At 71.3% G+C, this 25,585-nt stretch carries 21 protein-coding genes and 1 pseudogene; 12 read left to right on the forward strand and 10 right to left on the reverse strand.

The features are described from left to right. Nucleotides 1-29: 29 nt before the first annotated feature. Nucleotides 30-1,097 carry a LacI family DNA-binding transcriptional regulator gene (locus ACP4E5_RS06670; RefSeq protein ID WP_425825852.1) on the reverse strand — a complete coding sequence of 356 codons (1,068 nt, stop codon included), beginning with the start codon at nucleotides 1,095-1,097 and terminating at the stop codon, nucleotides 30-32. Nucleotides 1,098-1,321: 224 nt separating this feature from the next. On the opposite strand from ACP4E5_RS06670, the gene ACP4E5_RS06675 reads away from it, so the two are divergent. Then, complete coding sequence (locus ACP4E5_RS06675) at nucleotides 1,322-2,065, forward strand: ThuA domain-containing protein (RefSeq protein ID WP_425825854.1); 744 nt, start codon at nucleotides 1,322-1,324, stop codon at nucleotides 2,063-2,065. Next, nucleotides 2,050-3,162 (forward strand): Gfo/Idh/MocA family protein, encoded by a 1,113-nt coding sequence (locus ACP4E5_RS06680; RefSeq protein WP_425825856.1) that lies wholly within the window; start codon nucleotides 2,050-2,052, stop codon nucleotides 3,160-3,162. The genes ACP4E5_RS06675 and ACP4E5_RS06680 overlap by 16 nt, the downstream gene beginning before the upstream one ends. A 24-nt stretch (nucleotides 3,163-3,186) precedes the next feature. Here ACP4E5_RS06680 and ACP4E5_RS06685 read toward each other — a convergent pair. Both ACP4E5_RS06685 and ACP4E5_RS06690 read right to left on the reverse strand, forming a co-directional pair. Beyond that, nucleotides 3,187-3,432: pseudogene (locus tag ACP4E5_RS06685) on the reverse strand (LLM class flavin-dependent oxidoreductase); the annotation flags it as partial. A gap of 452 nt (nucleotides 3,433-3,884) precedes the next feature. Next, on the reverse strand, nucleotides 3,885-5,873 hold the full coding sequence (locus tag ACP4E5_RS06690; protein ID WP_425825858.1) for a glycoside hydrolase family 3 protein: 1,989 nt from the start codon (nucleotides 5,871-5,873) through the stop codon (nucleotides 3,885-3,887). A 313-nt stretch (nucleotides 5,874-6,186) separates the two neighbouring features. On the opposite strand from ACP4E5_RS06690, the gene ACP4E5_RS06695 reads away from it, so the two are divergent. Both ACP4E5_RS06695 and ACP4E5_RS06700 read left to right on the forward strand, forming a co-directional pair. After that, complete coding sequence (locus ACP4E5_RS06695) at nucleotides 6,187-6,702, forward strand: DUF4232 domain-containing protein (protein ID WP_425825860.1); 516 nt, start codon at nucleotides 6,187-6,189, stop codon at nucleotides 6,700-6,702. Nucleotides 6,703-6,864: 162 nt separating this feature from the next. After that, nucleotides 6,865-8,409: an FMN-binding glutamate synthase family protein gene (locus tag ACP4E5_RS06700; protein WP_425825862.1), complete on the forward strand. Its 1,545-nt coding sequence runs from the start codon at nucleotides 6,865-6,867 to the stop codon at nucleotides 8,407-8,409. Between the two features lie 57 nt (nucleotides 8,410-8,466). On the opposite strand, the gene ACP4E5_RS06705 is transcribed toward ACP4E5_RS06700, so the two are convergent. Next, a complete protein-coding gene (locus tag ACP4E5_RS06705; RefSeq protein ID WP_425825864.1) occupies nucleotides 8,467-9,684 on the reverse strand; it encodes an alpha-hydroxy acid oxidase in 1,218 nt (405 codons plus the stop codon). Between the two features lie 274 nt (nucleotides 9,685-9,958). On the opposite strand from ACP4E5_RS06705, the gene ACP4E5_RS06710 reads away from it, so the two are divergent. From ACP4E5_RS06710 to ACP4E5_RS06720, 3 genes are all read left to right on the forward strand, one after another. Next, the gene (locus tag ACP4E5_RS06710) at nucleotides 9,959-11,293 is read left to right on the forward strand and encodes an NAD-dependent succinate-semialdehyde dehydrogenase (protein WP_425825866.1); all 1,335 of its coding nucleotides are present in this window, start codon (nucleotides 9,959-9,961) and stop codon (nucleotides 11,291-11,293) included. 256 nt (nucleotides 11,294-11,549) lie between these two features. After that, a complete protein-coding gene (locus ACP4E5_RS06715) occupies nucleotides 11,550-12,782 on the forward strand; it encodes a cytochrome P450 (RefSeq protein WP_425825868.1) in 1,233 nt (410 codons plus the stop codon). A 49-nt stretch (nucleotides 12,783-12,831) separates the two neighbouring features. Next, nucleotides 12,832-13,026, forward strand: coding sequence for a ferredoxin (locus ACP4E5_RS06720; protein ID WP_425825870.1), 195 nt, complete (start codon nucleotides 12,832-12,834; stop codon nucleotides 13,024-13,026). Nucleotides 13,027-13,037: 11 nt separating this feature from the next. Here ACP4E5_RS06720 and ACP4E5_RS06725 read toward each other — a convergent pair whose 3' ends face one another. From ACP4E5_RS06725 to ACP4E5_RS06740, 4 genes are all read right to left on the reverse strand, one after another. Then, a complete protein-coding gene (locus tag ACP4E5_RS06725; RefSeq protein WP_425825872.1) occupies nucleotides 13,038-14,216 on the reverse strand; it encodes a putative T7SS-secreted protein in 1,179 nt (392 codons plus the stop codon). 8 nt (nucleotides 14,217-14,224) lie between these two features. Further along, entirely contained in the window at nucleotides 14,225-14,974 is a 750-nt protein-coding gene (locus tag ACP4E5_RS06730; protein ID WP_425825874.1) for a hypothetical protein, read from the reverse strand. Continuing rightward, nucleotides 14,961-15,251 carry a hypothetical protein gene (locus ACP4E5_RS06735; protein ID WP_425825876.1) on the reverse strand — a complete coding sequence of 97 codons (291 nt, stop codon included), beginning with the start codon at nucleotides 15,249-15,251 and terminating at the stop codon, nucleotides 14,961-14,963. The genes ACP4E5_RS06730 and ACP4E5_RS06735 overlap by 14 nt, the downstream gene beginning before the upstream one ends. An 86-nt stretch (nucleotides 15,252-15,337) precedes the next feature. Next, on the reverse strand, nucleotides 15,338-16,366 hold the full coding sequence (locus tag ACP4E5_RS06740; RefSeq protein ID WP_425825878.1) for an asparaginase: 1,029 nt from the start codon (nucleotides 16,364-16,366) through the stop codon (nucleotides 15,338-15,340). A gap of 285 nt (nucleotides 16,367-16,651) precedes the next feature. Here ACP4E5_RS06740 and ACP4E5_RS06745 point away from each other — a divergent pair, with 285 nt between their 5' ends. The 3 genes from ACP4E5_RS06745 (at nucleotide 16,652) to nhaC (ending at nucleotide 20,127) form a co-directional block, all read left to right on the forward strand. Next, the gene (locus ACP4E5_RS06745) at nucleotides 16,652-17,383 is read left to right on the forward strand and encodes a GntR family transcriptional regulator (RefSeq protein ID WP_425825880.1); all 732 of its coding nucleotides are present in this window, start codon (nucleotides 16,652-16,654) and stop codon (nucleotides 17,381-17,383) included. Then, complete coding sequence (locus ACP4E5_RS06750; protein WP_425825882.1) at nucleotides 17,380-18,516, forward strand: DmpA family aminopeptidase; 1,137 nt, start codon at nucleotides 17,380-17,382, stop codon at nucleotides 18,514-18,516. The genes ACP4E5_RS06745 and ACP4E5_RS06750 overlap by 4 nt, the downstream gene beginning before the upstream one ends. Before the next feature lie 114 nt (nucleotides 18,517-18,630). Beyond that, nucleotides 18,631-20,127, forward strand: coding sequence for a Na+/H+ antiporter NhaC (gene nhaC, locus ACP4E5_RS06755; RefSeq protein ID WP_425825884.1), 1,497 nt, complete (start codon nucleotides 18,631-18,633; stop codon nucleotides 20,125-20,127). Here the strand turns inward: nhaC and ACP4E5_RS06760 are convergent. Continuing rightward, nucleotides 20,115-22,028, reverse strand: coding sequence for a serine/threonine-protein kinase (locus ACP4E5_RS06760; RefSeq protein WP_425825886.1), 1,914 nt, complete (start codon nucleotides 22,026-22,028; stop codon nucleotides 20,115-20,117). The two genes, nhaC and ACP4E5_RS06760, sit on opposite strands and share 13 nt — an antisense overlap. A 336-nt stretch (nucleotides 22,029-22,364) precedes the next feature. On the opposite strand from ACP4E5_RS06760, the gene ACP4E5_RS06765 reads away from it, so the two are divergent. Then, a complete protein-coding gene (locus ACP4E5_RS06765) occupies nucleotides 22,365-23,183 on the forward strand; it encodes an IclR family transcriptional regulator (RefSeq protein ID WP_425825888.1) in 819 nt (272 codons plus the stop codon). A 15-nt stretch (nucleotides 23,184-23,198) separates the two neighbouring features. Here ACP4E5_RS06765 and ACP4E5_RS06770 read toward each other — a convergent pair whose 3' ends face one another. Continuing rightward, nucleotides 23,199-24,404, reverse strand: a complete 1,206-nt coding sequence (locus ACP4E5_RS06770; protein ID WP_425825890.1) for a cytochrome P450 — start codon at nucleotides 24,402-24,404, stop codon at nucleotides 23,199-23,201. A gap of 206 nt (nucleotides 24,405-24,610) precedes the next feature. Between ACP4E5_RS06770 and ACP4E5_RS06775 the strand changes: the two genes are divergently transcribed. Further along, nucleotides 24,611-25,564, forward strand: a complete 954-nt coding sequence (locus ACP4E5_RS06775) for a PDR/VanB family oxidoreductase (RefSeq protein WP_425825892.1) — start codon at nucleotides 24,611-24,613, stop codon at nucleotides 25,562-25,564. Nucleotides 25,565-25,585 lie beyond the last annotated feature (21 nt).

A 25,585-nucleotide genomic window follows, 5' to 3' on the forward strand; every position in this document is an offset into this window, starting at 1 on the left:
GACGGGGTGGGCGCGGCTGCTCGCTGGGGTCACCGCCCCGGCGAGGAATCGTAGGGGCGAACTTCAAACTTCAGAGGGGCTGTTGACTCCCGCACGACCAGTTGCGTGGCCAACTCCACGCGATGCGTGTCCGGTTGTTCGCCGCGGGCGTGGCGCAGCACCGCCCGCAGGGCCGCGCGGCCCATCTCCTGGAAGGGCTGGGCGACGGAGGTCAGGGCGGGGACGCAGTCGCGGGCGAGGGCCGTGCCGTCGAAGCCGACGAGGCTGAGGTCCTCCGGCACCCGGATGCCGCGCCTGCGGGCCTCGCGCAGGACGCCGACGGCGATCGCGTCGTTGCCCGCGAAGACGGCGGTCGGCGGGCGGGGGCGGGACAGCAGCGCGGTGAGCCCCTCGATGCCGTATTCGGCGCGGAACTGGCCGTACAGGACGAGGCCGGGGTCGGTCTCGATGCCGCGGGAGGCGAGCGCGGACAGGTGGCCGTGCAGGCGCGCCTGGTTGCACTCGACCTCCTCCGGGCCGCCGAGGTAGGCGATCCGGCGGTGGCCGAGGTCCAGGAGGTGTTCGGTGGCGGCCTTGCCTCCCGCCCAGTTGGCGGCGCCCACGCTGACGACGTCGGCGGGCGGCGGGTTGTACGAGTCGATGACGACGACGGGGATGTCGCGGCGCAGGAAGGCCGCGAGGGCGGCCTCGCCGTAGGCCGAGGTCACGACGATGACACCGGCGCGGCCTTCGTTGACGATGCGCTGCGCCTTGCGGCCGAGGCCGGGTTCGGTGGCGCGCTGGCGTCCGGTGGTGCTGACGACGACCTCGACGTCGGTGTTCGCGGCGTGGTCGAGGATGCCGCCCAGGAGCGCCGAGGGGTACGCGGAGTCGATCGTCTCGAAGGCGACCTCGACGACGTCGGGCCCGGCGGGTGCCCGGCGCTGGGAAGGCGAGCGGTAGCCGGCCTCCTCCAGCGCGGCCAGCACCTTCGTACGGGTCTCGTCGGCCACGTCCGCCCGGCCGTTGACGACCTTGGACACCGTGGCCGTGGAGACGCCGGTGCCGCGCGCGATGGCGGCCAGCGTCGGCTTGGCCGAGGAGGACGGGAGTGGCACTGGGTCTCCTGGGTCTCGAAATATTTTCGGTGACGGCAGCTTGGGACGCGGTGCCATCGGCGTCAACCCCAGGCGCCAAATCTTTCCGCTGTGCGGCCTCTTGACCGTCTTCGTCGCCACTTCTACGGTTCCGGTGGCTCGAAAAATCGTCGAAATATTTCGATACCCGTCGTCCAGGCTTCGTCAAGTGCTCCCCCAACACGTAGCCCGGGTAAAGGAGTTCAGTGACCACCGAACCAGCCACCACCGCACCAGCCGGCACCGCACCTGCCACCACCTCCAAGAAGGCTCTCGTCGTACGCGGAGGGTGGGACGGGCACCAACCCGTCCAGGCCACCGACCTGTTCATTCCGCACCTTGAGGCGAACGGCTACGAGGTACGCATCGAGGACTCCCCCAAGGTCTACGCCGACGCCTCGTACATGGCCGGCGTCGACCTGGTGATGCAGTGCATGACGATGTCCACGATCGAGCGGGAGGAGTTCGCGGGGCTGCGCGCGGCCGTCGAGAACGGGACCGGGCTCGCCGGATGGCACGGCGGCATCGCCGACTCCTACCGGAACACCGCGGACTATCTGCACCTCATCGGCGGCCAGTTCGCCTGCCACCCCGGCAAGCACCCCGACGAGCGCAAGGGCGAGCAGGCGGACAACTACGTCCCGTACACGGTGAACATGCTCCCGGCCGCGGCCGAACACCCCATCACCGAGGGCGTCGGGGACTTCGACCTCGTCACCGAGCAGTACTGGGTCCTCGCGGACGACTACATCGACGTGCTGGCCACCACCACGCAGAAGATCCGTGCCTGGGACCCGTGGCACCGGGAGGTCACCTCGCCGGCCATCTGGACGCGGAGGTGGGGCAAGGGCCGCATCTTCGTGTGCACACCGGGACATCACGTCGAGGACCTGGAGCACCCGAGCGTGCGCACCATCGTCGAAAGGGGCCTGCTGTGGGCGAGCCGTTGAACGTCGGCATCATCGGGTGCGGCACCATCGTGGGCCAGTACCTGGCCAGTCTGCGCAGGCTGGCGGACGTCAAGCTCGTCGCCGTGGCGGACCTGGACGCGGACCGGGCGCGCGCGGTGGCGAAGGAGTGGGACGGCGACGTACGCGCGGTCGCCGTCGACGAGTTGCTCGCGGCCGACGACGTGGACCTCGTCCTCAACCTCACCGTCCCCGCCGCGCACGCCGAGATAGCCCTCAAGGCGATCGCGGCCGGCAAGCACGTGTACGGCGAGAAGCCCCTCGCGGCCACCACGGACGAGGCCCGCCAGGTGCTGGAGGCCGCCCGGCACAAGGGTGTCACCGTCGGCTGCGCGCCGGACACCGTACTCGGCACGGGCATTCAGACCGCGCGCAAGGCCATCGACGACGGGCTCATCGGCCGACCGGTCGCGGCGACGGCGACGATGGTGACACCGGGCCACGAACGCTGGCACCCCGCCCCGGACTTCTACTACGCGCCGGGCGGCGGCCCGCTCCTCGACATGGGCCCGTACTACATCACGGCCCTGGTCACCCTTCTCGGGCCGGTCACTTCGGTGATCGGGGCCGCGAGCCGCCCCCGCCCGGAGCGGGAGATCGGCAGCGGGCCGCGGGCCGGCGAGCGGGTGCCGGTCGACGTCGACACCCATGTCACGGGGGTGCTCGTGCACGAGTCCGGCGCGCTGTCGACGCTCGTGGTGAGCTTCGACGCGGTCGCGACACACTCCGCGAACATCGAGGTCCACGGGCCGCGCGGGACGCTCGCCGTGCCCGACCCGAACCACTTCGCCGGCGACACACGCCTGTTCCGTCTCGGCGCCGAGGCGTGGGAGACCCTCACGGTCTCGGCCGGCTACCTCGACTCCGGCCGCGGCTACGGCATCGCCGACCTGGCCGCCACGTCCCCGACACACGAGCCGCGTGCTTCGGGCACGCTCGCGTACCACGTCCTGGACATCATGGAGTCGCTGCTCGAATCGGCGGCGGGCGGCGCCTCCGTCACGGTCTCCAGCCGCGCCACGCGCCCGGCGGCGGTGCCGCTCACGGACCTGGCGCGTACGGGGGTCGACGCACCCTAGCGTCCTTGCGGGAGCCGATCGGGGTCAGGCTCGCACGGGCTCCTCGACGACCGGCGGCGCCGGGAGCACGGACTCCCAGGCGAACGGCGGGTCGGGGAGCTCGTGCCGCAGCCGCGAGGCGACCTCGGACTGGAACAGTTCGAGGGAGGCGCGGTGCTGAGCCTCCGTCAGTCCGCCGCCGTCCGCGTGCAGATGCAGCACCGAGTGCCTGAACCGCTCGTGGTAGCGGTGCACCTTCTCGATGACCTGTTGCGGGCTGCCGATCAACGCCCCCCACACCGAACCCGTCGAACCCCAACTCCTCGGCGAGTACCGCGTGTTCGAGCACTTCGCGGAAGCGTTCGTGGGTCGACTTCTGTGTGTAGCGGGGAGTTGGCGGGAGGTTCGTTGCGGCAGTATGAAATCACGGACGCCGCCGCACGTGGGGGAGGGAAGTTTCCGCTCCCTCCCCCACGCAGACGCCCTGCACGGGGCGGAGAGTGCGGGAGGCCGCTCCGCTCAGCACATGACAGGGCGTGAGCTGGAGCCGCCACGGTCGGCGACGCGGCCCCAGCGGCCCATGGTCTGCACAAAGCGACCCAGGGGCAGGGGGCCGTGGCGGCGCTCGCGCAACCACCGCAACTGAACGTACAACCCTTACCCAGAGTTCGTCAGCACTTCCGCCGGACAACTTCGCACCCGGCGCCGTCGATCCGCACGACCGCCCTTCAACGCCCGTATGCTCAGCGGTAGTTCAGCCCGTACCCCCGGTGATACAGCGGATGCGCCGTGTCATCGGGTACGTCGCCCCGCTGCGTCTCCACCTCCTTCATGGAGGACGGCAACTCGAAGGGGAGCGTGCCATTCGGGCGGCGTGCGCCGAAGAGGGTGTCGAGGAGTACCGGGTCGGAGACGCCGAAGTTGGCGAGGACCGCGTCGGCCTCGTGGGCGACGTTCGTGAGGATCAGCGGGCGCTCCAGTTTGGGGACGGCGACCGTCGGCGTGCCGCTGGCGGCCGCCTTCCGCAGCGCCTTGTACGCGGGGTCGGTGGCGGGGAACTCCAGACCCGTGAGGTCGGAGCCGGCCCTCGGGTCCGCGAGTCGCACCACGGCGAGATCGGCGTCGGCCGGGTCGTCGACCACCTTCAGGCCGCGCGCCTCGGCCGCGTCCGCGGAGACGCCGTGGAGGTAGACGGTGCGGACCTTGTCGCGGCGGGCGGGCAGCGTACGGTCGTCGTTCTTGAGCAGCGTCAGCGAGTCGGCCTGCGCCTTGTCGCCCACGGCCTGGAAGGCGGAGTTGCCGACCAGGCGGCCGGCGGCGCCCTCGTCCACGTACGGGTTCTCGAACAGACCGAGGCGGAACTTCTGCTCAAGGACGCGGCGGGCCGCCTCGTTCACCCGCTGCTCGGTGACCAGCTTCTGCCGTACGGCCTGGACGACGTACGAGGGTTGGTCGCTGCCGCCGATCTGGTCGACGCCCGCGTTGAGGGTGAGCGCCGTGCGCTGGAGGACGGACTGGTTCTCCACGCCCCAGGGCATGCCGACGCCCCACGGTCCGATGAAGGACGCCGGGGGCCGGGTGTCGCGGCACTGCTGCGGGCAGTCGCCGGTGATGCCCCAGTCCGAGACGATGACACCGTCGAACTTGTAGGTGCCCCGCAGAAGGTCCTTCAGGAGGTACGAGTTGAAGCCCGCGCCCACCTGGTCCAGGGTGTGACCCTTGTACGTGAGGTCCTTGAGGATGGAATACGTGGGCATGATGCCGGAGGTGTGCGCGGCGAACGCGCCCTTGAACGGCGTGATGTGGTCCGCGAAGTTCTTGCCGGGGAACGTGGCGTAGCGGCCGTAGTAGTAGTGGCTGTCGTAGCCGTTGGCCTGGGCGCCGTAGCCCACCCAGTGTTTGGTGACGGTGGCCGCGCTGTCCGGGCCGAGGCCGTCGGCGCCGTGCTGCATGCCCTTGATGTAGGCGTTCACCTGGCGGCCCGCGGTCTCGGGGTCGGAGCCGAAGGTGCCGTTGATGCGGGTCCAGCGGGGCTCGGTGGCGATGTCGGCCTGCGGCGACAGGCCCTCGGTGATGCCTACGGCCCGGTACTCGCGGCGGACGATGTCGCCCAGTTTCTCCGTGAGTCGGGGGCTGTGCGCGGCGGCGATGCCGATGGCGTCGGGCATGGCCGTCGTGCCCGCGCCCGCGACGGTCTGGCCCTCGACCACGGCGAACCCGTTGCGCGGGTCGGTGGAGATCACGGCGGGTATGCCGAGGCGTTGCTTCTCGGCGATCGCCTGGACGCTGTTGTTGGCCGCGGCGACCTTCTCCGGCGACTTCGACAGGCGGGTGATGGCGGTGGTGACATGCCGGTCGCCGACCAGTTGGGCCGTCGCGGCGGCGTCGTAGCCGTCGCCCGAGGTGGGGAGGGTGCCGTGGACGAGGAGTCCGGCCTTCTCCTCCAGCGTCATCCGGGACAGCAGGTCGCGGGCGCGCGCGGTGGCGGTCAGTCGCCAGTCCTCGTAGGGGGTGAGGCGGCCGTCGCGGTTCAGGTCGCGGAAGCGGATGCCGTCCTTGGCCAGGATCGGTACGTCGCGTGATGTCAACTGGGGCTGGACGGACGGTTTCCCGTGGGCGCCGGCCGGTGCGTCGAGCATGCCCGGCTGGGCGATGAGGGCGGCGAGGGTGGTGATGGCGGCGCCGACGGCCAGTCTTCGTCGGCCGCCCGTGGGGTGATTGCGTGAACGCATGCGTTCCTCTCCATCGAGGTCCACTTGAGCGCGTGCAGGGCCCCCTTCAGCCGATTCGCCGCCCGGTGGGCGGCGGCAGCGGAGGGCCACGTCTTCATGCTGTGAAGCGATACATCACCGGAGCGCCTTCAAAGTAGGTTGCAGGTTCAAGCATTGCAAGAGTCCTGACGTTCAAAGCGTCCGGCCGCTGCAGCCTCTCCCTTTGGGGGTTTTATGACTTGTTCGTGACATACACCCGGTTCTGTCTGTGGGAGGGATGGAGGGAAACCGGCACACCACACACCGGACAGACACAGAATCGGAGTGCACCCGCGTGCGTACGACCCCTCGGAAGATCGCCGTCACCGCCACCGCCACCGTCCTCGCCACCGCCCTGGGAGGCGGGCTCGCGCAGGCCGCCGCTCCCGGAGCCGCCTCGGAGGGCCCCGCGCCCTCCTCCTGCCGCCCCGCCAACCACACCGCCCGCATCACCCAGGACGCCTCGTCCGCCGGGCACAGCCACTACCGCGTCACCCTCACCGCGGCGCCCGGCTACGAGCCGTGCACGCTGGCGGGGTCCCCCGTCGACGTGCGGTTCTACCTCCACGGCGTCCCGAGCCACCTCCCCGCGGGCGGCTACGGACCGCAGAACGTTCCGGTGCTGTTCGGGCCCGGCCACCCCGTCCACTTCGACATCCAGGTCCCCAACTACCTGCCCGGCGTGCCCGCGGACGAGGCCACCTTCACGCTCTCCGCGCCGGGCGGACAGATCCCCGGCGAGTCCTCCGCGTCCGGCCCGCTGCGGGTCAGCGAGGGCACCGTCCTCGGCCCGGTCATGCCCGGCGCCTGACGCTCCCCCGGGCCTGCCCTCCTCCACCCCCGACCTCTACGATCAGGTGGCGCTTCGCCGTCGAACGCCCGAGCCTGCCCGGCCGAGTTCGGCGGCGCGCGCCCGCGTCGTCCGCCGCACAGCGGTGACGTCGGGTACCGGGAAGTCGAGGAGAGGAACGTCATGCGTGCTCGGAACATCGGTGCGGTCGCCGCCACCGCGTTGGCGGTGGTCGCGGCCCGCGACCTCGTACAGAAGAAGCACGCGCTGCTGAGGAACTTCCCCGTGGTCGGGCACGCCCGGTACCTGCTGGAGACGATCGGCCCCGAGCTGCGCCAGTACGTCGTGACGTCCAACGACGAGGAGCGCCCCTTCAGCCGCGACCAGCGCAGCTGGATCTACGCGTCGGCGAAGGAGGAGAACAACTACTTCGGGTTCGGCACCGACAACGACGTCGAGCACGTGCAGGGCCACGCGTACGTCAAGCAGCGCACGTTCGCGGGCGCGCTCCCCGACCTGCACGACCCGCAGGCCCCGCTGCCCTCGGCCAAGGTGCTCGGCGGGCCGCGCGGACGCGCCAAGGCGTTCAGGCCCGCGAGTGTCGTCAACATCTCGGCGATGAGCTTCGGTTCGCTGTCCGGCGCGGCGATCACGGCGCTCAACAAGGGCGCGGCGCTGGCCGGCACGATGCACAACACCGGCGAGGGCGGCCTCTCCTCGTACCACCGCGGCGGCGGTGACCTCGTCCTCCAGATCGGCACGTCGTACTTCGGCTGCCGCGACGAGGACGGGACGTTCAACCTCGACAAGCTCAAGGCCGTGGTCGACAGCGCTCCCGTCAAGGCGCTGGAGATCAAGCTCTCGCAGGGCGCCAAGCCGGGGCTCGGCGGGATGCTGCCGGGCGCGAAGGTGACTCCGGAGATCGCCGAGATCCGCGGCATCCCCGCGGGCAAGGACTGTGCCTCGCCCTCGCGGCACACCGCGTTCCACGACGTGGACTCGATGCTCGACTTCGTGGAGCTGCTCGCGAGCGAGACCGGTCTGCCGGTCGGCATCAAGAGCGCCGTCGGCGAGATGAGCTTCTGGGAGGAGCTGGCCACGCTGATGGCGCGCGGTGACCGCGGCGTCGACTTCGTGACCATCGACGGCGGCGAGGGCGGCACGGGCGCCGCTCCCCTGATCTTCAGTGACTCGGTGTCGCTGCCGTTCCGGATGGGCTTCTCGCGCGTCTACAGCACGTTCGCCGAGCACGGCCTGACCGACCAGCTCACCTTCATCGGCTCGGGCAAGCTGGGCCTGCCCGAGAACGCGGCGGTCGCCTTCGCCCTGGGCGTCGACATGATCAACGTAGCCCGCGAGGCGATGTTGTCCATAGGGTGCATCCAGGCGCAGAAGTGCCACACCGGCAAGTGCCCCACCGGCGTCGCCACTCAGGACCCGTGGCTCGCGCGCGGTATCGACGCGCCCTCGAAGGCGACCCGTGCCGCCATGTATCTGCGCACTCTGCGCCGGGAGTTGCTGAAGGTCTCCTCGGCGGTCGGCGTCGCCCACCCGTCGCTCATCACGCCCAATGACATCGACATCATGAACGGCGACTACGAGGCCCGCACCCTGGCGAGCGTGTACGGCTACAAGGACGGTTGGGGCGAACTCGACCCGAAGCTCGCCCAGGAGATCACCGACCTGCTCACCACCCACCCGGCTCCGCAGACGGAGTCGGCCGTCTGAGCGGCGCCCGCGGACGGTGACCGGCCGCGGTCCGGCCACCGTCCGCGGGTATCCGCGTCAGCCCGTGTGCCGCGTGCGCAGAAGATGCGGTCCGAGGTCCGCGATCGTCGCCGCCCCGATCAGCTGCATGGTCACCTCGATCTCCCTGGCGAGCAGTTCGATGGCCCGCGTGACACCCTCGCGGCCGCCGGCCATCAGCCCGTACAGGTAGGCGCGCCCGATGAGGGTGAAGTCGGCCCCGGCGCACAGTGCGGCGACGATGTCGGCGCCGGACATGATGCCGGAGTCGAGGATGATCTCCACGTCGTCGCCGGCCTCGGCCCGTACCTCGGGCAGGGCGTGCAACGAGACGGGTGCGCGGTCGAGTTGGCGTCCGCCGTGGTTGGACACGACGAGGCCGTCGGCCCCGGCGTCGAGCGAGCGGCGCGTGTCCTCGGCCGTCAGGACACCCTTGACGAACAGCTTTCCCGGCCACTGGGAGCGGATCCACTCCAGGTCCTCGATGGACAGGGTCGGGTCGAACATCGAGTTGATGAGCGTCGGCAGGTCCTGGCTGGTGCCCGACAGGGACGCGAAGCTGAGCGGGTCGGTGGTGAGGAAGTTGAACCACCATTCGGGCCGGTACGAGGCGTCGAGCACGGTCTTGAGCGTGAGCCTCGGCGGGATCACCATCCCGTTGCGGGTGTCGCGCAGCCGCTGCCCCGCGACGGGGGTGTCCACGGTGACCAGGAGTGTGTCGAAGCCGCTCGCGGTGGCCCGCTGGAGGAGGTCGAGCGACTTCTGCCGGTCCTTCCAGAGGTACAGCTGGAACCAGCGGCGCCCGTCCGGTGCCGCGGCGGCGACGTGTTCGAGCGAGCGGGTGCCCATGGTGGACAGGGAGAACGGGATGCCCGCCGTGGCCGCGGCGGTGGCTCCGGCGTCCTCGCCCTCGGCGTGCATGAAGCGGGTGAACCCGGTGGGCGCGATCCCGAACGGCAGCTCGGAGGACGCGCCCGCGACCTCGGTGCTCAGGTCCACCTTCTCGGTCCCGTGCAGGATGCGCGGCAGGAGCACGACGTCGTCGAACGCCCTGCGCGCCCGACGCACCGTCAACTCGCGCTGGGCGGCGCCGTCCACGTAGTCGAACGCCGGGCGTGGTGTGCGCCGCCTGGCTATCGCGCGCAGGTCCCATACGTCGGCGGCCTTCCCGAGGCGGGCGGCGCGCCTGTCGGGGTTGAAGCCGTCGAACTTCAGCAGGGGGCGCAGCTCGGAGATCTGCGGCAGACGGTGTTTCATCGGGGCTCCAACCATGCGTGACGAGTGCGGTCCGGCGGGCGGCGTCGCGACGACGGGCGTCATGGCATCGGGCGTCATGGCGTCGGACGGCGCGCCGTGGACCGCAAATTACAGGTTCATGATCCGTGGTCCCTCCCGGCGGCGCGGCGGCGGCCGTGGTGGGCGTGTGGGTGGCCGGTCCCGGGGTCGTAGGGTTCTTCCCAGGCGGCGCCGCGGCACGTGAGGACCGCACGCCGACCTGGTTCCTTTTCCCTCGCACTCTTCTGGAGATTCGATGTACGCAGTCACCGACCCGGCCACCGGCGAGATCGTCGAGACCTACTCCACCGCCACCGACGCCGAGGTGGCCGCGGCCGTCGACGCCGCGCACCAGGCCACCGCGTGGGGGCGCACCAGCACCGTGGCCGACCGCGCCGCGCTCCTGCGCCGCCTCGGTGACCTGCACGCCGAGCACCGTACCGAGCTCGCGGACAGCATCGTGCGGGAGATGGGCAAGCCGCGCGATGAGGCGGAGGGCGAGGTCGACTTCTGCGTGGACATCTACCACTACTACGCCGACCACGCCGAGGAGTACCTCGCCGACGAGGCGGTGAACGTCACGTCCGGCCCCGGTCGCGCGGTCGTCCGCCGCAGCCCGGTGGGCGTCCTCCTCGGCATCATGCCGTGGAACTTCCCCGCCTACCAGGTCGCCCGATTCGCCGCCCCGAACCTCGCCATCGGCAACACCATCGTGCTCAAGCACGCCCCGCAGTGTCCCGCCACGGCGGCGCTCCTGGAGAAGCTGTGCCGTGAGGCGGGCTTCCCCGCAGGCGCGTACGTCAACGTGTACGCCACCAACGAGCAGATCGCGGACGTCATCGCGGACCCGCGCGTCCAGGGTGTCTCGCTGACCGGTTCGGAGCGCGCGGGCGCGGCGGTCGCCGAGATCGCCGGTCGGAACCTGAAGAAGGTCGTCCTCGAACTGGGCGGCTCCGACCCGTTCGTCGTGCTGTCCGCCGACGACCTCGACGCGGTCGTGGAGTCCGCGGTCGCCGCCCGCCTCGACAACACCGGCCAGGCCTGCAACGCCGCGAAGCGCTTCGTCGTCGTCTCCGACCTGTACGACGCGTTCGTGGAGAAGTTCGCCGCCCAGCTCCTCGCGCGCCAGTCCGGCGCCCCGCTGTCCTCCGTGGCCGCGGCCGACACTCTGGAGCGTCAGGTTGCGGCGGCCGTCGCCGAGGGCGCCACGCTGCACTCCGAGGGCAAGCGCGACGGCGCCCACTACCCGGCCGGTGTCCTCACCGGCCTGACCACCGAGCACGCCACGGCCCGCCAGGAGCTGTTCGGCCCCGTCGCCATGGTCTTCAAGGCCGCCGACGAGGACGACGCCCTGCGGATCGCCAACGACACGCCGTACGGCCTCGGTTCGTACGTGTTCACCACCGACGCCGAGCAGGCCCAGCGGGTCGCGGACCGGATCGAGGCCGGCATGGTGTTCATCAACGGCGTCGGCGCCGAGGGCGCCGAGCTCTCCTTCGGTGGCGTCAAGCGCTCCGGTTTCGGCCGCGAGTTGGGCCGCCCGGGTATCGAGGAGTTCGTCAACAAGAAGCTCATCCGCACCGTCGCGTAAGCGGAGAGCCAGGCGGACGGCGGTGGCGTCGACGGGAAGCGTTCCCTCGACGCGCCGCCGATCCGCTTGCTTGCTGGGCCCTCCGGGTCCGTCCGGGGCCCTCCGGGCGTGAAGTCCGTACTGGCAAAACGCTGTTGGTGAGAGTCGGCTGGATAGCGACGTTTCGACGGAACGAACTCGATCACATCGTTGCCCTAGGCACCTAAGTGTATTAGGCATGTGGGACGCACTCCCTCTCCCCCACGGAGGCATCTCCATGACCGAGACACCCACCGACACGGCGGTCGGCCTTCTCCGCCACCCGAGCCCGCGTGCGAGCGGCTGCCCCTTCGACCCGCCCCCGGCCCTGCACGCCCTCCAGTCGGAGCCGTCGCTGTCCCGGGTGCGGATCTGGGACGGCAGCAGCCCGTGGCTGGTCACCCGCTACGACCAGTTGCGCGCCCTGCTCGGTGACCCGCGCGTGAGCGCCGACGTCAACGGGGCCGGATATCCCCACCGTTCGGCCGGCCATATGGCCGGCTCCCGGGCCCGCCGCACGTTCCTCAACATGGACGACCCCGAGCACGCGCGGATCCGGCGCATGGTGACCGCGCCCTTCGCCATCAAGAAGGTGGAGGCGCTGCGCCCCTCGGTCCAGAGGATCGTCGACGGTCTGATCGACGAGATGCTCGCCGGACCGAAACCGGTCGACCTTGTCCAGGCGTTCGCCCTGCCGGTCCCCAGCCTCGTCATCTGCGAACTGCTCGGCGTGCCCTACGAGGACCACGACCTGTTCCAGCGTCACACCAAGGTCATCGTCAAGCGCGACGCCGCACCCGAGGACACCGTCGCCGCCACCACGGCCCTCGCGGACTACCTGGAGGAACTGCTCGCGCACAAGCAGTCCCGGCCCGAGGACGACCTGCTCTCCGAACTCGCCACCAAGCGGGTGGCCACCGGGGAGATGACACGGCGCGAGGCCGCGCACATGGGCGTCCTGCTGCTCGCCGCAGGTCACGAGACCACCGCCAACATGATCGCCCTGGGCACCCTCGCCCTGCTGGAGCACCCCGATCAACTGGCCGCGCTGCGCGGGACGGACGACCCCAAGGCGGTCTCGTCGGCGGTCGAGGAACTGCTGCGCTACCTCAACATCACCCACTCCGGGCGCCGCCGTGTGGCGTTGGACGACATCGAGATCGACGGCCAGGTCATCCGCGCGGGCGAGGGCATCATCCTCGCCAACGAGGTCGCCAACCGTGACCCGCGGGCCTTCGCCGGAGACCCGGACGAGCTCGACATCACCCGCGACGCCCGCCGTCACGTCGCCTTCGGCTACGGCGTGCACCAGTGCCTCGGCCAGCCGCTGGCCCGCGTCGAACTCCAGGTCGTCTACAGCACCCTCTACCGGCGCCTCCCCGACCTCGCCCTGGCCACCGGGATCGACCAACTGGAGTTCAAGCACGACGGCTTGGTGTACGGGGTCTACGAACTCCCGGTCACCTGGTAACTCCCCACCCGCCTGCGTACGCTCCCCACCCAGAGAAACGAGAACTGCCGTGCACGTCACCGTGGACCAGCCCAAATGCGTCGCCTCCGGCCAGTGCGTCATGCTCGCCCCCGACGTCTTCGACCAGGACGACGACGGCATCGTCGAACTGCTCACCGACACCCCCGACGCCGCACACCACGAGGACGTCAGGGAGTCGGCCGCCGTCTGCCCGGCCGCGGCCATCCGCCTGACGGACAAGTAACGTCTCGGCCCTCACGCCTCCACGGTTCCGCCCGGCACCTTCCCCGCGAGGCCGAGCGGCCCGTAGATGAGTCCGGCGATCCCGGTGGTGAGACCGAGGCCGTCCAGGATGCCTTCGAGGACCGACAGAGCGGGCGCGGGGGCGGCCGGCCTGGTCGCGGTGCCGACGACCCTGGCCGCTCCCGCGAGGAAGTCCAGCTCGATCTGCGGGGCGTTGATGAAGACCTGGGTCGGCTTCCACGTGAAGAGGTTCTTGATCCAGTCCCCCAGGCCGACCTTCGCGACGCCGCCGACACCCTTGAACCCGCTCAGGACGGAGAACCCGCCCGCGGCGAGCCCGACCGCGCCGAGGACGAGGCTCGGGATGTCCCATTTCCCCGTGTCGAACCCCTTCCCGATCGTCATGCCCAGCGAGGCCGCCCCGAAGACGACCGAGCCGATGGCCAGCGCGATACCGACCGGGCCGCTGATGAACATGGCGATGACGCCGAGGACGGTCCCGATGACGGAGAAGATCGTGTTCAGGAGGTCGCCGATCCGGTCCCAGAAGCTCTTGCCCTCGACCGCCTCGCCCTCGGCGTCCTCCAACGCCCGCTTGGCGACGCCCGCGTCGGACGTGCGCAGCTCCCGCGCGTCGACGGCCAGCATCCGGGCGGCCTCCAGGTCCGCCTCCGCCGACTCGACGGACCGGGCGGCCTCGCCCTCCGCCTCCCGCGCGTCGGCCAGCGCGCGCAGGGCGCTGCCGCGGGCCTCCTGGTCGTCGGGCGGCGGGGGCTCCGCGCCGTCGAGGTGCTTGACGTGGGCGCTCGCCGCGGCCGCCACGTCGGTGGCCGAGTCGAGTCGCTCCTTCGCGTCGCGGCCCTTGTCCAGGGCCCGGTCCGCCTGGTGCTGGGACTCCTTGAGCCGCACGGCGTACTGGGCGATCGCGTCGGCGGCCGCCTCGTAGGACGACTGGAGTTTGCCCACCTGCTTGGGCAGTTCGCCCAGTTGGGTCCGCAGCTTCTCCATGGACCTGCCCTCACCGAGCTCGTCTGAGTCCAGGCGGGCGACGACGGAGTGGGCGGACTGGGCGTCGTGGGAGACGGACCGGTACTCGGCGGCGAGCTTCTCGAGGGTCTCGGGGTCGCCGGGTGTCGGGTCCTCCGAGAAGCCGAACACCGTCTCCCAGTCGGCCAGGGGCGGCCGTGTCATGTCGGACCTCACTTCCCGTTCTCGGTGCCGGCATCGGTGTCCGTGTCGATTCCGGCGTCGGCGTCGGCGGCTTCGGGGCCCTGCGAGTCATGGAACCGGAAGGTCTCGGCGATGGCGTCGAAGACCTCGAAGAACTTCGCCGCCAGGCTGATGTTGGGCGTCGTACCGGCGAGGATCATCAGGTCCCGGCTCGACGGCACGGGGATGACGACCTGGTGCACGGCGGTACGGACCGTGGCCCGCCCGAAGTAGTCGAAGTCCTCGATCGAGGTCATCCGCCCCACGCTGCCCACCTCGGGCAGCTCCATGATCTCGACCCGGTTCAGCTCGGAGTGCCGGCCGACCGAGGTCCGGCTGTTGCGCATGCCCGCGGCGAGCATCATCTGCGTCAGCTCGGTGGCCTCGCCGTCGGGGATCCGGGCCCGCAGCACCATCGCCGTGGCGTTCAGCGTGCTGCCGTCGCGGAGGAACCCGAGCATGTAGCCGACCTGCAGGGCGCCCTGGGCGTAGGCCTCGCGGGCGCTCCTGCGGGTGTCGCGGATCAGGCTGTCCACCTGCTCGCGGTCGACCTCGATGCCCTTCGCCTGCTCCTCGATGCGGCGCCGGATCGCCACATCGCGGATGTTCGGGTCGAGGTCGAGATGTGTCCAACTGGACGGGTACTTCAGCGTGTAGCGCGCGGGAGCGCCCTGCGGCCGCTCGCCGACGGGCAGCAGCCCCGGCCGCCCGCCCCCTTCCTGCGTCTCAAGCGGTGTCATCCAGTGCCTTCGTACCCTTGTTGTCGGTGTCGGTGAAGTTGTCGACGATGCCCTGCGCGGCCTCCTTGAACGTGTCCACGTTGTCCTGGACCCGTTCGTGTCCGGCCTTCCATGCCGCGTCGAAGCCGTTGACGGCCCCGGTCAGGCCGGAGTCGCCCACGTCGTCGTCCGAACCGACGTTGCTCAACTTCGCGGTCCTGGCGATCCGTTCGCGGATGTCCCCCAGCGCGTCCATGGTGTCGGCGAGATCGTCCACCGGGATGTGAATACGCGACATGGGCCCCCTTCTCTCGTCTCCGGATCACCGCTCCGCGCACGGCGATCCGCGCACACCAGGCTCTACGGGGCACCTGGCCAGGCGGTTCACACCTGGCGCGGAACGGTGTCGAGCACCGCCGACGGGCGCACCGCACCGACGGGTTCACCGTGCCCGAGGACGGGCGCCTCGGTCAGTGCCGCCAGTCGCGGGTCGGAGTCGACGTCGACCCCGAGGTGGCGCAGCGCGGCGGTCATCACCACGGGGCGGGGCCGCTGCGCACCGTCGGCGATCTTGAGGGCGACGGCGGAGCCGTCCGGGCGGGCGAGGGTGTAGACACCCTCGGCCCCGTCCTTGGCCACGACGCCGGGAAGCGCCTGCATGAGGGTGGTGACGTCGCGGCCGGTTCCGCCGACGTACTCGGGGTGGGTGTTCATCGCCGTCGCCACCCGCCGCTCGTGGGTGCCATCGGCCGCGGTCGCGATCCTCGCGAAGGCGCGTGCCAGGCCGGTGAGGGTGAGGGCGAACAGCGGGGCGCCGCAGCCGTCGATGCCGACGGCCGTCGACTTCTCGCCCGCGAGGTCCTCCAGGGCGTCGCGCAGGGCGAGTTGCAGGGGGTGGCCGGGGTCGAGGTAGCCGTCAACGGGCCATCCCGCCGCGACACAGGTGGCGAGCATCGCCGCGTGCTTGCCCGAGCAGTTCATCGTGATGCGGGTGGGGCCGAGACCGGCGGCGAGGTGGGCGGGCTGCGCCTCGGCGCCGATGGGCAGGGCCGCGGTGCACCGCAGGGCGTCCTCGGCCAGCCCGGCTCCCGCGAGGATCCGGCGCACCCCGTCGAGGTGGTGGGCCTCGCCGGAGTGGCTGGCACAGGCGAGGGCGAGGAGTTCGCCGTCGAGGTCGAGGCCCGCGCGGAGCATGCCGACGGCCTGGAGCGGCTTGTTGGACGACCGCGGGTACATGGGGCTGTCGACGGGTCCTGCCGCCAGCACGGGGGCGCCGTCCGCGGCGAGCACCACGACCGATCCGTGGTGCACCGACTCGAGGAAGTCACCGCGCCACACCTCCGCGAGCACGGGCCACTCCGGACGCGAAACCGATGACACGGGCGTGGACTTGCTGGGCGCTGCGGCGGTCATGTGTGTCCTTCGACGGTCGGTGCTGCTGGGCCCTGGCGGGGGACGCCACGGCTTTTCAAGTGTCGACAGTTATCAGTTCCAGCGGCAAGTGTCGACAGTTGTCCGCGATGAAAGACTGCCGCCGGGAAGCCTTGACACGGAGTTCGGAGCGCCTGTCCACTGTCGTCTGTCCACACTTTCAACTGTGGTCTGTCGACACTTCGGCAGCGTCTTTCGGCAGATCAGCATCGCTGCCGTCGCCGCCGTGTGCGCGGCGCACCGGCTCTTTGTCCTTCGGAGGTTCCCGTGACCGGACTGGTCCACCGTCGTCTGGCGGGACAGGTCGTCGAGATGCTGCGCGAGCAGATCCTCACCGGTGTGCTGCCGCTCGGCTCCCGCCTGAACGAGGTGGAGATCGCCCGCGATCTGGGCATCAGCCGCAGCCCGCTGCGCGAGGCCATCGGCCAGCTGGTGAGCGACGGGCTGCTCGTCCACGTCCCCAACAAGGGCGCGGCCGTCCTGACAGCGGGCCCCGAGGACGTGGCCGCCCTGTTCGAGCTGCGCTCGGCGCTCGAGTGTCGGGCGGCGCGCCTGGCCGCGCTCCGCAGGCAGCCCAAGGAGGTGGCCCGCCTGCGCAAGGTGTGCGTGCGTTCCCGCACGGCGCGCGAGACGGGACGCAAGCTGCCGTACAACCTGGACCTCGAGTTCCACCGCTCGCTGATGGAGGCCGCGCACAGCCCCCGTATCGCCGAACAGGTGTGGCTGGTGCAGCAGCAGGTGATCGTGCTGCGCAGCGGACTGGTGTCGCGGCCCGCCCACACGGAGGCGTCCCTGAGCGACCACGAGGCGATGGCCGAGGCGGTGGCGGACGGCGACGCGGATCTCGCCGCGAGCCTGATGGAGGCTCATCTCGCCCTGGTGGAGACCGAGTTGCTGCACTCCCTGCAATCGAGCTCCCCGCAATCGGACCCGCGGCAGCCGGACCGCGGCGAGGGGCCCACGCCCGCGCGCCGCGCCGGACGGGCGGAGGCGACGTGACACCTCGGCCCCGCCCGCGCGCCCTGGGGATCGCCCCCGGCACACTGCCGCCCGGCCCCGCCAACTCCCTGACCGATGTACGAGGTGTCCGCGTGGGACACCTCACCCTTCACCACGACGACGAGGCGCAGCCGGCGCGGACGGGTGTGACCGTCGTCGTCCCCGCCCCCGGCTCCGTGTTCCGCGACAAACCGGCGGCCGGCCTTGAGGTCGTCAACGGCTTCGGCAAGGCCGCGGGCCTCAGCCAGGTCACCGAACTCGGCGTCCTGGAAACACCGTTGGCGCTGACGAACACGCTCGGCGTCGGGGCCGCCTTCGAGGGCCTGGCCCGGCACGCGCTGCTCGACCACCCGGAGATCGGCGTCTCCACGGGCACCGTCAACCCGGTGGTCCTGGAGTGCAACGACGGCTGGCTCAACGACATCCGCGGACTCCTCGTGCGCCCGGGCCATGTCCTCGACGCGCTGGCCTCGGCGTCCGACGAACCCGTGGAGGAAGGGGCCGTGGGGGCGGGCACCGGCATGGTGTCCTTCGGCTGGAAGGCCGGCATCGGTTCCAGTTCCCGGCTCGTCGACAGCGGCGACGGCGGCCGCTTCACCGTGGGCGTCCTCGTCCTCGCCAACTTCGGTCAGGCGGCGGACCTGACCGTGCTCGGCGCCCCGGTCGGCCGCCTGATCACACCTCACCAGGCGGCCGAGCAGGCCGAGTTCGCCCGTGGCGCCGGTTCCTGTGTCGTCCTCGTCGCCACGGACGCCCCGGCGGACGCCCGCCAGCTGCGGCGCATCGCCAAGCGCGCCTCGGTCGGTCTGGCCCGCACCGGCGGCATCGTCCAACACGGCAGCGGCGAGTACGCCCTGGCCTGGTCCACGACGCACCGCACACCCCACGTACCGTCCGGGCCCATCCGCACGTCCTCGACCCTGGCCGAGGACGGACCCCTGATGGACCTGATGTTCCGGGCCGTCGCGGAGGCGACGGAGGAAGCCGTCCTCGGCTCCCTGTTCGCCGCCCGGGCGGTGACCGGCATCCGAGGCCATCACGCACCCGCGCTGCCCACGAACCGGGTGGCCCAACTACTACGCGACACCGCCCCATTGACCCGACACGGCGCGCCGCCGGAACCCACCCCGTAGACGTTCCGCGCGCGATTCCCCACAACCCCCAGACATCGGAGCAGGACTCCGGCCGCCGGGCTCGGCCCGCGGCCCGGCCCGGCCTGCCCGCAACCACCCCGGAAAGAGCGAACCATGCCCGAAACCGCTCCGGTCGCGGCGCCGCGCCGGACACCCACCTTCCTCCAGGCCCTCACCCCGATCGCCGTGATGATCGCGCTGCTGGTGGTCGGCACGGTGTGGCTCGGCCTCGATCCCGTGATCCTGCTCATCGTCGCCTCGAGCTTCGCCGGGGTGTACGCGCTGTGGTTCGGCCTGACCTGGGAGCAGATGCTCACCGGCATCCGCCGCAAGATCGACTCGACCATGCCCGCGCTCCTGATCCTGATCTCGATCGGCATGCTCACCGGCACCTGGATGATCAGCGGAACGATCCCCATGGTGGTGGACTTCGGGCTCCAGGTGATCGAACCCCACTGGATCCTCCCGGTGTCGTTCCTGATCACCATGGTCGTCTCCACGCTCACCGGAACGTCGTGGGGCTCGGTCGGCACGGTCGGTGTCGCGCTCATCAGCGTGGCCGGGGGTCTTGGTGCCTCGCTGCCCATGACGGCCGGGGCGATCGTCGCGGGCGCCTACTTCGGCGACAAGATGTCACCGCTGTCGGACACAACCAACCTCGCGCCGGTCGTCGCGGGCGCCAACCTCTTCGAGCACATCCGCCACCTGCTGTACACCACGGTGCCGGCCGCGGTCGTGTCGCTGATCGCCTACTTCTTCCTCGGCCTGACCATGCACACGGGTGCGTCGCAGGGCGCGGGCAAGCAGACGGAGGAGCTTCTCGGCTTCCTGGGCAAGGCGTTCACCTTCAGCCCGCTGCTCCTGCTGCCGCCCCTCGTTGTCCTGGTGGGGGCGGTGATGCGCAAGCCGCCGCTGCCGACGATCATCCTGTCGTCGGTGGTGGCCGCGGTCCTGGGCGGTGTGGTGCAGGGCTTCTCGCTGTCCGACCTGAGCGCCGCCGCGTCCGAGGGCTTCAGCTCCGACATGCTCGCCGCGCACGGCTGGGACGCGCAGGCCGTCCCGGACGCGGCCCGGACGCTCCTCGACCGCGGCGGACTCTCCTCCATGACGAGCGTCGTCCTCATCGGCCTCGCGGGCTTCGCGTTCGCGGGCATCATCACCGAGGCCGGCTTCATGGACGTCCTCATCGCGCGCCTGCTGCACCGCGTCCGCCGCACCGGCGGCATCGTCCTCGCGACGGTGGGTTCGTCGATCGGCGTGGCACTGGCCACCGGCACCTCGTACCTGACGGTCCTCATCCCCGGCGAGGGCTTCAAGCAGGTCTACGCCGACAAGGGCCTCGCCCCCAAGAACCTCTCCCGCACGCTTGAGGACTCCGGCACGGTGATGGTGCCGTTGATCCCCTGGAGCGAGGCCGCGATGTACATGTCGACGACACTGGGCGTCGCGACGATCTCGTACGCCCCCTACGCCTTCCTCTGCTACCTGGGCGCGGTGTTCGCGGTGATCTGCGGCTACACCGGCATCGGCATCGCCCGCGGCGGGACGGGTACGGCGGATCGGAGCGTGGAGCCCGAGTCACAGCCGCACTCGCTCAGTCAGTCCGCGTAGCGCGCCATGATGTCCGCGTACGTGTCGGCGAGGCCCTGGGCCGTGTTCCCGCCGTCCTCCTGGTCCCCGAACTGCCAGGCGTTGACGTCCGTGCAGTAGAACCACACCTCGTCGGCGAGCTGCGACTCGCGGTCGGTCAGCGTGCCTCCACCGGAATCGGGGCGGGCGGCGGACTTGCACTCGTCGACGAGGATCCCCAGCGTCTGGACATTGCCGGAGGTGTCCTGGCGGAGCACCTCCTGCGTCTGTTCGTGCACGGCGGTGAGCTTGTCCAGAAGCGCCTTCTCCGTCTCCGTGGCGGGATCGGCGTTGTACTCGACCGAGTCCAGGACCTGCTGGACCGCGTGGTGCTGCGCGGCGGAGAGCCCGACCGCGTAGAAGGCGTACTTCTCCCCCGGGACCTCCCAGATCTCGACGTCGGCGGAGGTGTAGTGGTTGGCCGTGCGGCCCGCGACCTCGGTCGTGGTGGGCTCGCCGTCGTACATGCCCTGGAACTTCGCGCGCATCTCGTCCTGCGCGTCGGGGCCCCAACCGTCCTGCATCGCACCGTTGTTGCCGGGGAGGTAGCGGACCCACAGGCCCTTGGTGGGGTCGGCCTCACCGTCGGTGCCGTCCGGCAGCAGGCGCGCCTTGTTGCCGCTCACCTCGTCGCTGAGGTGCCAGCCGGACGGCACACTGAACGTCAGGTCGGGCACGTGCCCCTCGGCCGCGGCCGCCGCGCTGGTGGGTGTGTCGGCCTGCCGTGCGACGTCCTCCTTGTCCCCGGTGTTCTCCTTCGCCGCGGTGTCCTCTTTGGCCGCGGTGGTCTCCGCCGCCGTCGTGTGTTCCGTCGCCGCGCCCTTGGCCGTGGGGCCGTCCGATCCGGCGCTCACGCCCAGATAGCCCGCGGTCGCGCCCACGGTGAGGACCGCTCCGGCCGCGGCCGCCGCGAGCACGGCACGGCGGCGCCGCTTCGGGGGGCGGGGCCCGGCGGCGTCGGGCCACTGAGGGGTGAAGGCCGCGACGCTCGCCGCGGTCGGCAGGACCTCGGTCACGTCGCAGGGCGCCAACTGTTCGAGGCGGGCGCCCAGTTCGGCTGCGGTCGGCCGGTCCGCGGGGTCCTTGCGCAGGGCCGCGTGCACCGGCGGACGCAGAGGCTCGGGGAGCGCGCTGAGATCGGGCTCCTCGCGCATGACACGGAAGGCCACCGCGTCGGGGGCGCCGGTGCCGAACGGATGGGTGCCGGTGGCCGCGTAGGCCAGCAGGGCACCCCAGGCGAAGACGTCGGCGGCGGGTCCCGCCGTGCGCCCTTCGTACTGTTCGGGGCTGACCCAGCCACAGGATCCGACCCAGCTGCCGGTGCGGGTGACAGCGGTGGCGTCCAGTACGTGCGCGATGCCGAAGTCGAGGACGCGCGGTCCTTCGGGGCCGAGGATGACGTTCCCGGGCTTGAGGTCGCGGTGCACGACACGGGCGGCGTGCACCGCTTCCAGCGCGGCGGCCGTGCCCACGGCCAGCGCACGCAGCAGGTTCTCCGGCGGCGGCCCGTAGGCGTCGAGGTACTGCTGGAGGGTGGGGCCTGGGACGTACGCGGTCGCCAGCCAGGGCCGCTCGGCGTCCGGGTCCGCGGCGAGCAGCGGCACCAGGCCGGCACCGTGCACCCGCGCCAGCACGTCCGCCTCGCGGCGGAAGCGGGCCCGGAACCCGGGGTCGTCGGCGATCTCGGCGCGCACCACCTTCACGGCGGCCCGCTCCCCCGCCGCGTCGACGCCGGCGTACACGACACCCATCCCGCCCGCGCCGAGCCGGCCCACCACCCGATAGGGGCCGACGCGCTCGGGATCCGTGGCGAGCGGTGGCGCGAGCGCGGGGGCAGCGGCGACGGTGGCGTCGTGGGACGCATTGGGGAGGAATTGGGTCACATCATCCGAGCGTAGACAGCGACTCCCGGGTCGCCCCAGCGCCAAAGGTCCCGCGTCCACGGGGCCATCGGCACTCCTGCGGCGGCGCGGCCTGGGTTCGGCCGGGCGTCACATCCGACGTGCGGCGCGTGGGGGGCGTCTCTCGCACCGGACACGTCTCCTGCGAACCGGTCCGCTGATCTACTCTGGCGGCGCCGTCGACAGGCCACGCCGGTGCTCAGCGCGCCGGCCCGAGAGGAACCGGCCCGAGAAGAACGGGCCCGAGAAGAACCGGTCAGAGAAAGACCGGCCCGAGAAAAGCCGGTCTGAGAAGAACCGGTCCGAGAAGAGAAGACGATGTCCAGGGTTGTCCCGCACGATTCCGCCGAGACGCCGCCGGCCGCGCGCCCCGCGGCGTCCGGTGCGGGTGTCTCGTTCCAGCGTGGGCTGAAGGTGCTCATCAGCGTCGCCGAGTCCGGCGAGACCCGCGTCGAGCAGATCGCGGCCGACGCGGGGATCCCGGTGAGCACGGTGTACCGGTATCTGCGGACTTTGCGGGAGTTGGACCTGGTCGAGGAGAGTTCGGGGACCTACGTTCCCGGGTGGCGGCTCCTGGAGCTGTCGGGTCAGCATCTGACGCACACCCGCCTCGTGGAGCTCGGGCATCCGTTGCTCCAGGAACTGACGGACGCCACCGGTGAGACGGCCGTGCTGACCGTGCGGGTCGGGTCGCAGGCGATGTGTCTGCGCCAGACCCAGTCGCCGCACGCGATCCGCATGGCGTTCCGGATCAACCAGTTGCTGCCGCTGTACGCGGGGGCGGGGCAGCGCATCCTGCTGGCCCACGCGCCGCCCCCGGTGATCGACCGTGTGCTCGGCCGGCCGATGCGTACGATCACGGACCGTACGCCCGACCGCGCCCGGCTGGCCCGGGAGATGGAACGCATCCGCACCAGCGGCTTCCTCATCTCGCAGGGTGAACTCAACGAGGGCGCGGTCGCCGTCGCCGTGCCGGTGACCGCGACCGGCGAGGTGGTGTGTGCGCTGACCGTGGCCGGTCCCGAGTCGCGGTGCGGGCCGGCGTGGCGGCGGCAGGCCCGGGAGCGGCTGCAAGCGGCGGGCGCGCGGCTCGCGGAGATCCTGGAGTACGGGACCGCCGAGCCGCTGACCGGCTGACCGACCGACTGACCGTCACGCCGGGACGATCCGCACCGGCAGGTGCTTCCAGCCGCGCAGTGTGTTGTGCAAGAAGGGCACCGGGTCCCCGGCAGGCTCCACCGTCCGTACCCGGCGGGCCAGTTCACCGATCAGGACCTCCGCCTCCAGGCGCGAGATCGGCTGGCCGACGCACTGGTGAATGCCGAAGCCGAACGCGAGGTGTCCGGAGGCGTCCCGTTCGATCCGGTAGCTGTCGGCGTCGTCGCCGAAGCGGCGCGGGTCGCGGTTGGCGGCCCCGGTGAACAGGGCGATCTTCGTGTCCCCAGGGATGCGGACGCCGTGGAAGTCGACCTCGCGCGCCGTGGTGCGGAAGAAGGACTGGAACGGCGATTCGTGGCGCAGCGCCTCGTCCACGGCGAACCGGGTCAGCTTCGGGTCGGCGTGCAGCATCGCCCACTGGTCGGGGTTGGCGGACAGACACCTCATGGTGTTGCCGAGGGTGAGCACCGTGGTGTCGAGTCCCGCCGACAGCAGCGCGCGCACGAGGCGGGTGGCGTCGTCGCCGGTGATGACACCTTGGTCGGCGTACTCCCAGATCTTCGCGCCGAGTCCGTCGGGCGTCAGGTTCTCGCGGGCGCAGTTCTCCATGACCCAGTCGACGGTGTGCTCGCCGGCGGCGAAGTACTCGGCGTAGCGGGCGTCTTCGGGTCCGAAGGCGGAGAAGTTCATGGCTCCGTGCGGGAGCAGGTTCTCGGCGCGGCCCTCGCGGGGGATGCCGACGGCGTTGCCGAAGACCTCGATGGGGAACGGTTCCGCCATCTCGGTCACCGCGTCGAACTCGCGCTTGTCGAGGAGTTCGTCGACGAGCCGCTCGGCGTGGGCACGGAACGCGGTGCGCAGCGCGCGCACGTTGCGCGGGGAGATGACACCGGACATGGCGGTCCGCAGCGGTGTGTGCGTCGGCGGGTCGGAGTCGAGGATGCCGGCCGGCTTCCACGGGGGTTCCTGGTGGTAGTTGCGCGGGCCGACCCCGGCGCCCGACAGGAACGTCTCGTGGTCGGTGAGGATCTCCCGGCACTGCGCGTACCGCGTGAAGGCGTGCACCCCGTAGCGTTCCAGCCACACCCCGGGCCCCGCGTCGCGCATCCGCGTGAAGAGCGGGTACGGGTCGGTGAGGTGGGTGTCGTCGTAGGGGTCGTCGGCGAGGTGTGCGACGGGGGTGTCGGCCGGGGCGGACATCTGGCCTCCTTGGGTACGGCGGGGCGGGCCTGGCAGGTCCGGCACACGCAACGTAGACCGGCGGGCGGGCGGCCGGACATGGGCGTTATCACCTGCTGAGAACCGCTGTTGCCGCCGTGCGTCCGGGTTTCTGACGATGCGGCTGTGCACGGAACGTTCCGCCGTCGGGCGGGGCGGGCCGGCCGGAACGAGAGGGAGGAAGCGGCATGCCTACGCAGCACCGTCTGACCGTGACCGTGAAGGAGACGCGCTCCGAGGCCGCGGGGGTGCGCTCCCTGGTGCTGGCCGCGCGGGAGGGCGGGACGCTGCCCGCGTGGACTCCCGGCGCGCACATCGATGTCGTCCTGTCCCGGGACCTCGTCCGGCAGTACTCGCTGTCGTCGGCGCCCGAGGAGGCCGGCTGGCGCATCGCGGTGCTGCGGGAGCCCGAGGGCCGGGGCGGTTCGGCGTATCTGCACGACCGGGTCGAAGCGGGCGACACCCTTCTTGTGAGCGCGCCCCGCAACACGTTCGCGCTGGATCTGGACACACCACGGCTGGTGTTCGTCGCCGGCGGCATCGGGATCACGCCGATCCTGCCGATGCTCGCGGCGGCCGAACAGGCGGGTGCCGACTGGCGGTTGCTGTACCTGGGGCGCAGCGCGGAGAGCATGGCGTTCACCGGGGAGCTCGCCCGGTACGGCGACCGGGTGCGCCTGCACCGCGATGATGTCTCGGGCGTCGCGGACCTGGCCGCGGAACTGGACGGCATGGGCGCGGCGCGGTCCCATGTGTACGCGTGCGGCCCGGCCGGGCTGCTCGCGGCGGTGCAGGAGTACGCCGACGCGCACCCGCGGTCGCAGCTGACGCTCGAACGCTTCGCCGCGGCGCCGGAGGGCCATGTGCGGGATGACGACCGGCCGTTCACGGTGGAGACCGCCGACGGGCAGGAGATCGAGGTGGGCGCCGGTCAGTCCATCGTCGACGCCCTGACGGGGGCCGGGGTGCGTACGCTCACGTCGTGCCGGGAGGGTGTGTGCGGGACGTGCGAGACACCGGTGCTCGGGGGCACCCCCGACCACCGCGACCAGCTCCTGAGCGAGGAGGAGCGGGCCGCGGGTGACGTCATGATGATCTGCGTATCGCGGTGCCAGGGGGATCGTCTGGTCCTCGACGTGTGAGGCCCGGACACCCCTCGTAGG

Origin of the sequence: Streptomyces fractus, from assembly GCF_049844455.1 — a bacterium.
Taxonomy (GTDB): domain Bacteria; phylum Actinomycetota; class Actinomycetes; order Streptomycetales; family Streptomycetaceae; genus Streptomyces; species Streptomyces fractus.